At 66.5% G+C, this 11,892-nt stretch carries 12 protein-coding genes; 2 read left to right on the forward strand and 10 right to left on the reverse strand.

Annotated elements, in window-relative coordinates; all coding sequences use genetic code 11:
• Positions 1–15: 15 nt before the first annotated feature.
• A complete protein-coding gene (quiC, locus tag LMJ29_RS08670; protein ID WP_229605123.1) occupies positions 16–1,914 on the reverse strand; it encodes a 3-dehydroshikimate dehydratase QuiC in 1,899 nt (632 codons plus the stop codon).
• 465 nt (positions 1,915–2,379) lie between these two features.
• Between quiC and LMJ29_RS08675 the strand changes: the two genes are divergently transcribed.
• Positions 2,380–3,645, forward strand: a complete 1,266-nt coding sequence (locus tag LMJ29_RS08675) for an OprD family porin (RefSeq protein ID WP_229605124.1) — start codon at positions 2,380–2,382, stop codon at positions 3,643–3,645.
• 107 nt (positions 3,646–3,752) lie between these two features.
• On the opposite strand, the gene LMJ29_RS08680 is transcribed toward LMJ29_RS08675, so the two are convergent.
• The 4 genes from LMJ29_RS08680 to LMJ29_RS08695 form a co-directional block, all read right to left on the reverse strand.
• A complete protein-coding gene (locus tag LMJ29_RS08680; RefSeq protein WP_229605125.1) occupies positions 3,753–4,247 on the reverse strand; it encodes a hypothetical protein in 495 nt (164 codons plus the stop codon).
• A 10-nt stretch (positions 4,248–4,257) separates the two neighbouring features.
• Positions 4,258–4,653, reverse strand: a complete 396-nt coding sequence (locus tag LMJ29_RS08685) for a cupin domain-containing protein (RefSeq protein WP_229605126.1) — start codon at positions 4,651–4,653, stop codon at positions 4,258–4,260.
• Between the two features lie 305 nt (positions 4,654–4,958).
• Positions 4,959–5,201 (reverse strand): DUF6868 family protein, encoded by a 243-nt coding sequence (locus LMJ29_RS08690; protein ID WP_229605127.1) that lies wholly within the window; start codon positions 5,199–5,201, stop codon positions 4,959–4,961.
• Between the two features lie 71 nt (positions 5,202–5,272).
• Positions 5,273–5,650, reverse strand: a complete 378-nt coding sequence (locus LMJ29_RS08695) for a nuclear transport factor 2 family protein (protein ID WP_229605128.1) — start codon at positions 5,648–5,650, stop codon at positions 5,273–5,275.
• A 425-nt stretch (positions 5,651–6,075) separates the two neighbouring features.
• Here LMJ29_RS08695 and alkB point away from each other — a divergent pair, with 425 nt between their 5' ends.
• Positions 6,076–6,753: a DNA oxidative demethylase AlkB gene (gene alkB / locus LMJ29_RS08700; RefSeq protein WP_229605129.1), complete on the forward strand. Its 678-nt coding sequence runs from the start codon at positions 6,076–6,078 to the stop codon at positions 6,751–6,753.
• A gap of 145 nt (positions 6,754–6,898) precedes the next feature.
• Here the strand turns inward: alkB and LMJ29_RS08705 are convergent, their stop codons facing one another.
• From LMJ29_RS08705 to pcaC, 5 genes are all read right to left on the reverse strand, one after another.
• Positions 6,899–8,422 (reverse strand): DUF389 domain-containing protein, encoded by a 1,524-nt coding sequence (locus tag LMJ29_RS08705; protein ID WP_229605130.1) that lies wholly within the window; start codon positions 8,420–8,422, stop codon positions 6,899–6,901.
• A 23-nt stretch (positions 8,423–8,445) separates the two neighbouring features.
• On the reverse strand, positions 8,446–9,117 hold the full coding sequence (locus LMJ29_RS21065) for an SH3 domain-containing protein (RefSeq protein WP_377655527.1): 672 nt from the start codon (positions 9,115–9,117) through the stop codon (positions 8,446–8,448).
• A gap of 233 nt (positions 9,118–9,350) precedes the next feature.
• Entirely contained in the window at positions 9,351–10,328 is a 978-nt protein-coding gene (locus LMJ29_RS08710) for a Gfo/Idh/MocA family oxidoreductase (RefSeq protein WP_229605131.1), read from the reverse strand.
• Complete coding sequence (locus LMJ29_RS08715) at positions 10,321–11,187, reverse strand: DMT family transporter (RefSeq protein ID WP_229605132.1); 867 nt, start codon at positions 11,185–11,187, stop codon at positions 10,321–10,323. Before LMJ29_RS08715 ends, LMJ29_RS08710 begins: the two co-directional genes overlap by 8 nt.
• A gap of 224 nt (positions 11,188–11,411) precedes the next feature.
• Positions 11,412–11,804 carry a 4-carboxymuconolactone decarboxylase gene (pcaC, locus tag LMJ29_RS08720; protein ID WP_229605133.1) on the reverse strand — a complete coding sequence of 131 codons (393 nt, stop codon included), beginning with the start codon at positions 11,802–11,804 and terminating at the stop codon, positions 11,412–11,414.
• Positions 11,805–11,892: the final 88 nt, after the last annotated feature.

The following is an 11,892-nucleotide window of genomic DNA, read 5'->3' on the forward strand; positions in this document are numbered from 1 at the left end:
CGTGGCTTCGGCCCGTCACAGCTTGGGACTGCGCCGCCCGGAGCGGGCCTGGGCCATGGCGGCGAGGCGCACGGCGACGTTGGCCGCGCCGTAGGCCGCGTAGTCCTTGCGCTGCAGGATCTCGAAGAAGAAGCGCTCGGCGAACGGCTCGGTGTAGACGTGGAACAGCTCGCCGCCCTGGGCGTCGCGGTCGTAGAGGACGTTGAAGTAGGCCAGCTTGCTGAGGAAGTCGTCGTCGAAGTCGAAGCGCGCGGCCAGGTCGTCGTAGTAGTTCATGGGGATGTCCAGGAGCGGCACCCCGGCCTCCTTGGCGCGCTCGACGGCGACGAAGATGTCGTCGCATTCGAAGGCGATGTGGTGCACGCCCGAGCCGCGATAGGTGGACAGCGAGCGGGAGATCGCCGTGTTGCGGTTCTCCGAGATGTTCAGCGGCAGGCGCACGGTGCCGCAGCGGCTGCGGATGGCGCGGCTCTTCACCAGGCCGTAGGGGTCGGGCAGCACCACCTCGTCGTCGGCCTCGAAGTCGAACAGGCTCTTGTAGAACAGCACCCAGGAGTCCATGCCCTCGGCCGGCAGGGCCATGGCGACGTGGTCGATGCGCTTGAGCATGCCGGCGTCGTTGCTGCCCTTCAGGGCGAAGTCGGTCTCGTAGATGCTGTGGCCTTCGGCGTCGAGGTCGGCCAGGTAGATCAGGCTGCCGTCCGGGGCGCGCACCGCGGGGATCTCGCGCTCGTTGGGGCCGATCAGGCTGCGGTACGGCTGGCCGCCGAACTGGCTGGCGCGCTCCAGCGCCTGGTGGCTGTCGCGCACGCGCAGCGCGGTGGCGCACAGCGAAGGGCCGTGGGCTTCGAAGTAGCTGTGGGCGAAGGAATACGGCTCGGCGTTGAGCACCAGGTTGATGTCGCCCTGGCGCAGCAGGCTGACGTTCTTCGAGCGGTGGGTGCCGGCCTCGGCGAAGCCCAGGCGGGTCAGCCACTGCGCCAGCTGGGCGCCGTGCTCGCCGTCGACGGCGAATTCGAGGAACTCGATGCCGTCGTAGCGACTGGCCGGCGGCGGGGCGAACAGCACGCCCTCCTCGACCGGCTGGCGCTGCTCTTCCAGCAGCAGGCGGGTCTTCTCCTCCAGGTAGAGCAGCGAGCGGTGGCCGTCCACCGCGGTGGCACGCGGCGGCGCGGCGCGGAAGCCGTCGTTGAAGATCTCCAGGGACAACGGGCCGCGGTAGCCGCTTTTCAGGATCGGCGCGAGGAAGCCCGGTAGGTCGAAGTCGCCCTGCCCCGGGAAGCAGCGGAAGTGGCGGCTCCACTCCAGCACGTCCATGTTGAGAATGGGCGCGTCGGCCATCTGCACGAAGAAGATCTTCTCGCCGGGAATCTCGGCGATGGCACTCGGGTCGCCCTTGAGCGACAGGGTGTGGAAGCTGTCGAGCAGCACACCGAGGCTCGGGTGGTCGGCAGCGCGCACGATGTCCCAGACCTGCTGCCAGGTGTTGACGTGGCGGCCCCAGGCCAGCGCCTCGTAGCCGATGCGCAGGCCGCGCGCGCCGGCGCGTTCGGCGAGCAGACGCAGGTCGTCGACCAGGATCTGCCGCTCGCCCAGCGAGTCGGCGGCGACGTTGCTGCACACCAGCACCAGGTCGGTGCCCAGCTCCTGCATCAGGTCGAACTTGCGCTCGGCGCGGTCGAGGTTGCGCTGCAGGCGCTCGCGGCGGCAGCCCTCGAAGTCGCGGAACGGCTGGAACAGGGTGATCTCCAGGCCCAGGTCGGCCGCCAGCTTGCTCACTTCGCGCGGACTGCCGCCGTAGTAGAGCAGGTCGTTCTCGAAAATCTCGACGCCGTCGAACCCGGCGGCGGCTATGGCCTCCAGCTTTTCCGGCAGGGTTCCGCTGAGCGAGACGGTGGCGATGGAGCGATGCATGGGGCCTCCTGGGGCAGGCAATCCGTCTCTCCGGCAGGCGGATGGAGCGACGACTGAGGGGGTGAATCGAGTATCGACCAGGCCTTCGGGAGCGGCAATCGAAATGTACTAACCGGTTAGTATTGTGTTCGATAATCGAACAATTCAGGTTTGACCCGATTGACCGTCATTCGTCCGGCCGCCACCATCGGCCCATGAGCTGGCCAACGCCCCCTGTCGCTCGCCAGCTTCTGATCCGATAACAACAGCAACAAAACGGAATCGCCCAAATGCTCGTGCCTCCATCGTTCCTGCCGGTCCGTGCGCGGATCAGGCCACACGCCCTCCCCCCTCTTTCGCCACGCGGCGTGACCGCCCAGACACGCGCGTGACTTTCCGGCCCAAGGCCGGACCACCCCGCCCCGTCGATCCGTCGCCAATGCCACGGCCGGGGCTTTTTTGCTCGAAATCGGGAGTACAACAATAATGACGTCTCGCACCTCTCTCTCGCTCGCCATCGCCGCCGCCAGCGCCCTCGGCACCTCTGCCCTGGCGACGCCGGCGCTGGCCGCCGGCTTCGTCGACGACGCCACCGCCACGCTGAACCTGCGCAACTACTACCTGCACCGCGACTTCCGCAACTCCGCCAGCACCGCGCAGAGCCGCGCCGAGGAGTGGACGCAGAGCTTCATCCTCGACGCCCGCTCGGGCTACACCGAAGGCCCGGTGGGCTTCGGCGCCGATGTGCTGGGCCTGTATTCGGTCAAGCTCGACGGCGGCAAGGGCACCACCAACACCCAGCTGCTGCCGGTGCACGACGACGGCAGCCCGGCCGACGACTACGGCCGCCTGGCGGTGGCCGGCAAGGCCAAGTTCTCCAACACCGAACTGAAGGTCGGCGAATGGATGCCGGTGCTGCCGATCCTGCGCTCCGACGACGGCCGCTCGCTGCCGCAAACCTTCCAGGGCGGCCAGCTCACCTCGAAGGAAATCGACGGCCTGACCCTCTACGCCGGCCAGTTCCGCCAGAACAGCCCGCGCAACGACGCCAGCATGGAGGACATGACGATCTTCGGCCGCCCGGCCTTCACCTCCGACCGCTTCAACTTTGCCGCCGGCGAATACACCTTCAACGACAAGCGCACGATGCTCGGCGCCTGGTACGCCGAGCTGGAAGACCTCTACCAGCAGCAGTACTACAACCTGGTGCACAACCAGCCGGTCGGCGCCTGGACCCTGGGCGCGAACCTCGGCTACTTCATCGGCCAGGAGAACGGTGACGCGCTGGCCGGCGATCTGGACAACAAGGCCGCCTCCGGGATGTTCTCGGCCAAGACCGGCAACCACGGCTTCTACGTCGGACTGCAGAAGCTCAGCGGCGACGACGCCTGGCTGCGCGTCAACGGCACCAGCGGCGGCACCCTGGCCAACGACAGCTACAACTCCAGCTTCGACAACGCCGAGGAGCGCTCCTGGCAGCTGCGCTACGACTACAACCTGGTCGGCTGGGGCGTGCCGGGCCTGACCTTCACCACCCGCTACATCAGCGGCGACAACGTGCACAACGCGGTCACCGATGACGGCAAGGAATGGGTGCGCGAGACCGAGCTGGCCTACGTGGTGCAGTCCGGCCCGCTGAAGAGCCTCAACGTGAAGTGGCGCAACTCCAACATCCGCAAGAGCTGGGCCAACAACGGCACCGACTTCGACGAGAACCGCCTGATCGTCAACTATCCGCTCAACCTGCTCTGACCGTGCAATACCGGCCGGAGGCAACGCCGGCCTGATCCTGGGGTATGACCTTTAGCCCGTCCTCGCGACGGGCTTTTTTTCGCCGGCGGTTTTATTCGCCCAAGCGGTCAAGAACGCCCCTGCCTGCCGGGATAGCGGAGGGTGCCGGTGACGATGTGCGGGCGGCTGCGCGGCTGACGCCACCAAGCCTCCACCTCCGGAAGCAACGCCAGAAAGGCCCGAACCGCCTCGACGGGCGTCGTCTCGGCCCTGGCCCACCAGCGCGAAAGCAGCGACCGCCCCTGGCCGAAGGCGCGGACCGGAAACGGCCACATGATTCGACTGGGCGACAGCGTGCCGAGGATCAGCGCGCCACCGCGGGCTTCGAGTTCGGCCAATCCCTCGGGCGGCTCGATGAACAGCTGGACGCCGAACTGCGGGCTGCGCCGGCGATTGAAGAGGATCGCGATGGTCTCCCGCCCGGCCGCGCCCTCGCGGGTGAACTCGTAGCGCAGATTATGGCGATCGAAAGGAATGCCGGGAGGCCGATAGCCCGCGGCCGCCAGCGCGGAGGGCAGCGAGGCGTTCAGCTCGGCGCAGAGCGCGCGAAAGGGGCTGGGCATGGCGCGCGGCCTAGCTGGCGGGCTGCGATGGCGGCACGGCGACGTAGGGCTCGACCTTGTCCTGCTCGGCCGGATCGTTGCGCGCCACCACCGCGCGAGCCGGCTCGCTGTCACTGAGATTGATCGCCTCGTGCGGCACACCGGGGGGAACGAACAGGAACTCGCCGGCCTCGCTGACGACCTCGTTCTCCAGCGCCGCGCCCCAGCGGGTGAGCACGCGGCCCTCCAGCACGTAGATGCCCGTCTCGTAACCCACGTGCAGGTGCGGTTCGGCTCGCCCACCGGGCGGGATGACCACCAGATGCATGGACAACCCCTGCGCCCCGACCGTCTGCCCCGAGATGCCGACGAAATAGGGCAGCCGCTGGCGGGTCATCACCGCGCTATCGGGGCGTATGCCTTGCACCTTGCGCTCGTCTGCGGCCATGAAGGCTTCCTCCTCGTGTACCCGCGGCACGGAGCAACGGTAACGCAGCCGGCGTGCCGGATTGCCATGCCTCGCAGTGCCAGAGGTCCATCGTCGTGGTCGTCCGCCCGGTCCGGCTGCACTCCCAATTATGAGTCAGCACGCCACGCTGGCAACGAAGCGAAGCAGGTCGCGGCCAACCGTTCAGCTCAGCAGGCGTGCGGCTTCGGCCGACGGCTGAGGGAAAGAGTCACACCCCACCTGCGGCGACCGCCTGCGTATAAAAAGCGGCCAGCCGCGCGGCCTCAGGAAAGCAGGGATAAAGCGATCAATGGCACCAGATTGAACAGGAGGATGCCAATCTTGTAGACGGCCATCGCCGTGTAATGAATGCCATCGAACACCTCAGCCGACAACTTGAACCAGCGGGTATGCACTGCATACATCCAGTCACGGGCAAAGACGAAGATCAGAAACCAGAAGAGGAGAACCGCGTAGTTGGTGCCGGCGCACCAGAGCAGAAGGTCCCTGACCTCATTCGGAGTCACGACCGTTCCTCGTGAAATCCCATGCTCGCCGCGAAAAGGGCCGGGCGACAGCGGCAAGCGGGTGGTACCGATTAGAACATCCCAAGCTCATTGGGCGATTCCTTGGGAATTTCCTGGGAAACATCCCACATCTCAGCGATCTTTTCGCCATCGAACTTCAGGATATGCACGACGGCGTAGCCAAGATCTACTTTCGAAGGTTGCAGGCGGGAAAACACCGCCACCGTGTCCGCAGATTCAATGACCTTGCGGATCTGAAACGATTTGTTTGGATCCTCGGCCGAACTCTTTTCCATCGCCTCCATCAGAGAACGCCGATCACAGGGGCAGTAGGGATTGTGGTGCTTGAAGTTTTCACGAACGTAGCGTTTGTAAGCTTCCCGAACCTCTCCGGACGCACACATGGTCAGAAACTCGGCTGCCATGTCTTTCTTGCTTGGAGTCGTCATAATCTTTCTCCGCGAGAGCCAACCATCATCCGGCGCCAAGCGATGAAAAATCCAGGCGCCATTTGCCGTATGAAACTCCCTCGCCAAACCCCGCGCGCCTCCCGGTTGCGACTTACAGCCCCTGGCTGTCAGCCTGCAGGATATAAATCTCCAGAATAGTCAATCCCTTGCGGTTTGCCTGCTGCTCGGACGAATGCAGCGGATGGCAATCCATCGGCCGGAGGCTTCGTATAGGGCCGGTCGCTGCCGCAGGCGCTACAGAGGGGCCGTTCACTTGCGTGAGCGGATAGCGGACGCTGACCGAGGGACAGCCATTTTGTCCGCGCCATGGAAGCTGGGGTTTCGCAGTCAGCCGCTGTCCTCGTCGACCGCGGGTGTTAGATTGAAAACGCCCATCCCCAGCCGCCGCCTGCGGGTCCACCGCCATGCCGTATCGATCCCCTCCCCCCTTCACTCCCGACCTGTTCGGCGAAACGCCCAGCGAGTTGCCGCGCGAGGAGCGCCTCGGCGCTCAGGCGTTGCTGCTGCGCGGTTTCGCCCTGCCCTGGGTCGATGAGCTGTTGCCCGCGCTGGCGGCGGTCGAGGCGATGGCGCCGTTTCGCATCATGGTCACGCCCGGCGGGCAGTCGATGTCGGTGGCGCTGACCAACTGCGGTGAATTGGGCTGGATTAGCGACCGCCGCGGCTATCGCTACAGTCCGGCCGATCCGCTGAGCGGGCTGCCGTGGCCGGCGCTGCCGGAGGCGTTCCGCCGGCTGGCGCGGGAGGCAGCCGCCGCCGCGGGCTTCGCCGATTTCGCGCCGGACGCCTGCCTGGTCAACCGCTACCTGCCCGGTACGCGTATGAGCCTGCACCAGGACCGCGACGAGCGCAGCTTCGCGCACCCCATCGTCTCGGTGTCGCTGGGCATCCCGGCGGTGTTCCTGTTCGGCGGTCACGCGCGGCGCGATCCGGCGCAGCGGGTGGCGCTGCTGCACGGCGACGTGGTGGTGTGGGGCGGCGAGGATCGGCTGCGCTTTCACGGCATCCTACCGGTCAAGGAGGCGGTGCATCCGCTGCTCGGCGCGCAGCGGATCAATTTCACCCTGCGCAAGGCCGGCTGAACGCCCGGCCAGTGCGACGTCAGCCACATCGGCTGCTCCAACCGCTCCGGCATCCCCGTGCCGGCATTTCCGCGCAGACGAGGTCGATCCTGATCTCGCTGCCGATGGACAGTCCCCGGATCGGCTGGGCCATTGGCCTCTCGACTCAGCGTATCGGTGGCGGCTGATACCCCTCTTCCCCCACCTCGAGTTCCACACGGCTGAGAATCTTCAAATCGATCTGCTGGTTCAGGTCGCGCTTGACGGCGCCTTGCAGAGACTGGATGTCGGCAGGACTCAGAACATTGGGCCCCGCAACCCATCCACGTACGGTCCAGGACTCTCCGGCAGGCGCCGCATCGATGGCCTGCACATAAAAGTGCGGCTTGTTCGTGATCAGGCGAGTCAGCAGGCTTTCGATCTGCGCCTGTATCCGCCGCTGCCGGTCGTCGAGCGCACCGTAGTGCGCCGCACCCAGGATCACCGGTCCCTTGGCGCTCACCTCACTGGTCGAGATGCGCCGGATATCCACGCGAATATTGTTGTTTTGCAGGCGCTCCCGCAGGAACTTCTGGAATTTCTCGACCCTCTCCGGACCCGGCTGACGCGGACTCTGGATGGCTATCACCAGAACCGGCCCGGAATCGAGTTCAACCAGACTGATATCGTCGATGTGGATGTGCTCCCGGTCGGCAAAAGCCTCGCGGGCGATCGGCTCTGCCTGCTGGAGCAGGGTCATGGAAGGAGACGCCTGGACCTTTGCCGGTTTCGGCTCGAGCTCCTGCGGGGTATCCAAGACGGCGCTGACGCTTCCCCCCTGCGCCGTGGAGTCGACCTCCACGCGGGTCAGGGCGGTATCGGTCAACTGGGCGAATTGCTCGTCAGGCACGCGGTCGACCAGCCGATTCGCGCGCAAGTCATCGATCAGGGTGAAAAGGTGGCCGGTCAGCGCGGTAGCGAGCAACGTCAGGCTTATCAGTGTCAGGGCGAATTGCCCGGCGCCTCCCCGCCGACTACCCGTCTCGCCATGACTTGCAAAACCGGCGACGAAAAACACCACGACACTCACGGCTAGTGTCACCAGCACGTTGGCAAAGAACAGCAGCAGTGCCGCCAATGCCCCCTGGTAAGCCTCGGCGGCCAGGCACAGCCCAATGGCGGCGATGGGCGGATTCAACGCGATGGCGATAGCCACAGCCGGCAGTATCGGCGAGACACGCTCGTCGATCATCGCCAGGGCACCGGCAAAGCCCGCCAGCGACGCCACGCACAGACCGATGAGAGTGGGTTGGGTCTGAGCGAGCAGCAGCGCGGTGAACTCGTCCATGGGCGACAGGCGGCCAAGGGCAAAACAGAGGATCACGCCCAGCAGCGCACCGATCAACAGGGCGAGCATCGCCTTGGACAGCGATTCGACCTCGCCCCGCAAAAGCGCGAGCGACATACCGATGATCGGGGTCATGAACGGCGCCACGACGCTCGCGCCGATCAGGGTGGCCGCGCTGTCGATGAGCAAGGCAATGCCGGCGACCACCGTGGCAATGCCCAGCAAACCATAGTAGGTGCCGCCGGGTATCGACCCCTGGTGGATGTCGCCGAGAACCTGCTCGCGCCGCTCACCCGATACCTGACGCAATTGAAGCAGGGCGGTCCACCAGCCCGAAAACAACCCCGCCTGTTTCTCGCTCATCGCAAACCTCGGACGCCAACGGCTCAGAATCTATCGAATACCTCGGCACCCGGCCTGGCCTGCAAGCCATCGGCATTCTCGGCGGGCGGGGCGACTTCCGCCGGGGCTACCAGCTCGCCTGGATCGGCCGGATCGGCTGAAGCTGTTTGCTCGGCTGGGGCTGGCGGCTCGACCGAAGCGGTCTGCTCCACCGGGGCGGCCGGCTCAGCCGGACTTGCGAGTGGAGCAGTCTGAGGGGGGCACTTGACCGCAGCCGCGGCAGTGGCGGAGCGCTTGGCCGCCGGCAGGCGCCAGATGAGCAGGCCATTGTTGACCCACCCCTGTTTCCGCCCGTCCGGGGTGCGGATTCGCGCGTAGCCATCCTGAACTTCGCTGCGGAGCACCTTTTGATGGAGCGCCAAAGTGCCCAGCACTCGTGCGCCACGCCTGGGAGCACTGTAAACCTTGAGATTCCGCCGACCCGCATAGTAGGGAAGCTCAGCGGAAGGCCGGGCCTGGACCCGCGCCGGCTCCGGGGCGCGGGCCGGTTCCGGGGACTGCGAAAGAAACCCTTGCCCGGTGGAGCAGCCATTCATGCCAATCACGCCAACCAGCATGAGCAGAAAAAGACGGATCAGGCGGAGCCAGTGGCATGCTAGGAACATGATCCTTGGCCTCGGGAAATGATTGTCTGAGTCTAGATCCCTGCACGCCATCGTGTGGCCAAGGCCCCTTTTCGAAGAGCCGGCGACTTATCCTTGCCCACCCAGACCGTAAGCCGCACCGCTGCCCCACAGTCGTGAAGGCATCGGCCATAGAGGCGCCAGCCAAGGCACGAAAGCCACGGCGTCTACGGCGGGGAAGTCCATGCCTGGGGCCAGTCGCCCTGCCGTCCAGGCCGCGCCGCCACGGATCGACTCACCCGACGCAGCCCCGGGCGATTCCCCGCTCAGCGCCGAGTGAGGCCCATCGCCCGGTCGATCCGCTCGAGCAGGCGCATGCTCGGCAGACAGGCGGCGAAGGAGGATTCGGGCGTGCGCCCTTCGCGGATGGCGGCGAGAAATTCGCCGTCCTGGCGGGCGAAGCCGCTGCCCGCGGGCACGCTCTGCAGCAGGCCGTCGTGGTCCTTCAGCTCGTCGCGGTAGGCGTGCAGGGTCGCCTCCTCGCCGATGTAGCGGTAGTGGCCGCCGAACGGGCCGCGGTTGTTGAACGACAGCACCAGCGTGGCCATCGCCCCGTTGCGCGCGCGCAGGCCGATGTTCATGTCCATCGGGATGCCCAGCTCGGGATGGCGCGGGCCGGCGCTGCCCCACACGTCCAGTTCGAAGTCGTCGAGCAGCCAGGCGAACAGGTCGACGCTGTGGCAGGCGTGGTGCCAGAGCAGGCAGTCGGTCCAGCTGCGCGGCTGGCCGAACATGTTGCGGTTGTCGCGGCGCAGGAACCAGGTCTCGGCCACCAGGTGCTGCAGGTGGAATTCGCCAGCGGCGATGCGCCGCTTCAGCTCCAGGTGCGGCGCGCTGAAGCGGCGGGTATGGGCGACCATGCACACGCGGTCGCTGGCCGCGGCCTCGGCGCCGAGGCGCTCGGCGTCGGCCAGATTCAGGCTCATCGGGATCTCGGCCAGCACGTGCTTGCCGGCGACGATGGCCGCGCTGGCCTGTGCGGCGTGCAGCGCGCTCGGGCTGGCGAGGATCACCGCGTCGATATCGTCGCGCGCGAGACAGGTGGCATAGTCGAGCGAATGCTCCGGGATGCCCCACTGCGCGGCGAAGGCCGCGGTGTCGGCGGCCACGCCGCCGGCGACGCAGACCACCTCGGCGCCGGATATTTCCTGCAAGGCGGTCATATGGATACCGGCGATGGCGCCCTCGCCGGCGAGCAGGATACGGATCGGCTGGTCGTGCATGGCAGTCCCCGGATCAGGCATGCCGGCGCGCCTGCAGCCAGGCGCTGCCCAGCCCGCTCAGGGCGATCACGCCCATGCCCAGCAGCGCGCCGCCATCCGGCGCGTGGTCGAATATCAGAAAGCCGTAGAGCACGGCGAAGAAGATCTGCAGGTAGCTGAACGGCGCCAGCAGTACCGGCGAGCAGTGCTGGAAAGCCACGGTCAGCAGCATGTGGCCACTGACGGCGATCACCCCGAGGGAGATCATCCCCAGCAGCGGCGGCCACGCCGGCAGGCCGTTCCAGTAGAACGGCAGCAGCAGGGTCATGATGGCGGCACCGACCAGCCCGGTGACCAGGTTGGTGGTGGCCGCACTGTCGCGCGTACCGATGCGCCGGGTGAGCAGCTGGAAGATCGCGTAGCAGCTGGCCGAGCACACCGGCAGCAGCATGGCCGGGGTCAGCAGGCCGCCGCCGGGGCGCACGATGATCAGCACGCCGGCGAAACCGACCGCCACCAGCAGCCACTCGGCCAGACTGGCGCGCTCGCCGAGCATGGGGATGGCCAGCAGGACCACCAGCAGCGGGGTCAGGAAGTGCACGGCGGTGGCCTCGCCGATCGGCAGATAGCGGAGGGCGAACAGGAAGAACATGCCGATGGCGAGCAGCGACAGGCCGCGGGCCACCTGCAGGCCCGGGCAGTTGACCTTGAAGATGCGCAGGCCATGGCGCGGCAGTTGCCAGGCGACGAGCAGCAGGCTCTGCGCCAGGTAGCGCACCCAGAGGATCATCAGCACGCTGGTGAAGCTGGTGAGGTACTTCGACACACTGTCCAGCGACGCGAAGGCGAATACCGCGGCGCAGGTCAGCAGGATGCCCTTGAGCGGGCGGGACATGGTCATCCGGAAACGGGGTTCCTGGTGAGGGGGTGAAAGGGGCCCGGGCTTGCTGGCCTGCGGCTGGCAAGCGGGCGGACGGGGCCGTGGCGGAGCGGACTATATTAACTTGTTAGTTAATTCCGCACACGGTCCGCCCGACCACGTTCCCCTGCAGGGGCGAATTTATTCGCCTACGTGGCTTGGGCAGGCGAATAAATTCGCCCCTACAGGCCCGCCCGGCGCATCCATCACTCCAGCGATTCGACGCCCAGCTCGTTCCACACTTCCTCGGCCAGGTGGAAGGTGGCGTTGGCCGCCGGGATGCCGCAGTAGATCGCGCTCTGCAGCAGCACTTCCTTGATCTCGTCGCGGCTCACGCCATTGTTGCGCGCGGCACGCAGGTGCAGCTTCAGCTCGCCCTCGCGGTTCATGCCGATCAGCATGGCGATGGTGATCAGGCTGCGGGTGTGGCGCGGCAGGCCCGGGCGGGTCCAGATGTCGCCCCAGGCATGGCGGGTGATCATTTCCTGGAACTCGCCGTTGAACTCGGTGATGTTCTTCAGGCTGCGGTCGACATGGGCGTCGCCCAGCACCGCGCGGCGCACCTGCATGCCGGCTTCGTAGCGTTGTTTCTCGTCCATTGCTGGCTCCGTGAGAGGCTCGGCCGGCTCGCTCGTGGCGGCTGGCCTGATGATTATGGTGACGGGCGCGCTGGTGAGGCGCCCTGCT

The organism is Pseudomonas oryzagri (assembly GCF_020831405.1).
GTDB lineage: Bacteria > Pseudomonadota > Gammaproteobacteria > Pseudomonadales > Pseudomonadaceae > Geopseudomonas > Geopseudomonas oryzagri.

What these genes read in the sequence shown, in the direction of transcription:
- quiC (WP_229605123.1), bottom strand. Translation starts at nt 1,914, where the DNA reads ATGCATCGCTCCATCGCCACCGTCTCGCTCAGCGGAACCCTGCCGGAA.
- LMJ29_RS08675 (WP_229605124.1), top strand. Translation starts at nt 2,380, where the DNA reads ATGACGTCTCGCACCTCTCTCTCGCTCGCCATCGCCGCCGCCAGCGCC.
- LMJ29_RS08680 (WP_229605125.1), bottom strand. Translation starts at nt 4,247, where the DNA reads ATGCCCAGCCCCTTTCGCGCGCTCTGCGCCGAGCTGAACGCCTCGCTG.
- LMJ29_RS08695 (WP_229605128.1), bottom strand. Translation starts at nt 5,650, where the DNA reads ATGACGACTCCAAGCAAGAAAGACATGGCAGCCGAGTTTCTGACCATG.
- alkB (WP_229605129.1), top strand. Translation starts at nt 6,076, where the DNA reads ATGCCGTATCGATCCCCTCCCCCCTTCACTCCCGACCTGTTCGGCGAA.
- LMJ29_RS08705 (WP_229605130.1), bottom strand. Translation starts at nt 8,422, where the DNA reads ATGAGCGAGAAACAGGCGGGGTTGTTTTCGGGCTGGTGGACCGCCCTG.
- LMJ29_RS21065 (WP_377655527.1), bottom strand. Translation starts at nt 9,117, where the DNA reads ATGGCGTGCAGGGATCTAGACTCAGACAATCATTTCCCGAGGCCAAGG.
- LMJ29_RS08710 (WP_229605131.1), bottom strand. Translation starts at nt 10,328, where the DNA reads ATGCCTGATCCGGGGACTGCCATGCACGACCAGCCGATCCGTATCCTG.
- LMJ29_RS08715 (WP_229605132.1), bottom strand. Translation starts at nt 11,187, where the DNA reads ATGACCATGTCCCGCCCGCTCAAGGGCATCCTGCTGACCTGCGCCGCG.
- pcaC (WP_229605133.1), bottom strand. Translation starts at nt 11,804, where the DNA reads ATGGACGAGAAACAACGCTACGAAGCCGGCATGCAGGTGCGCCGCGCG.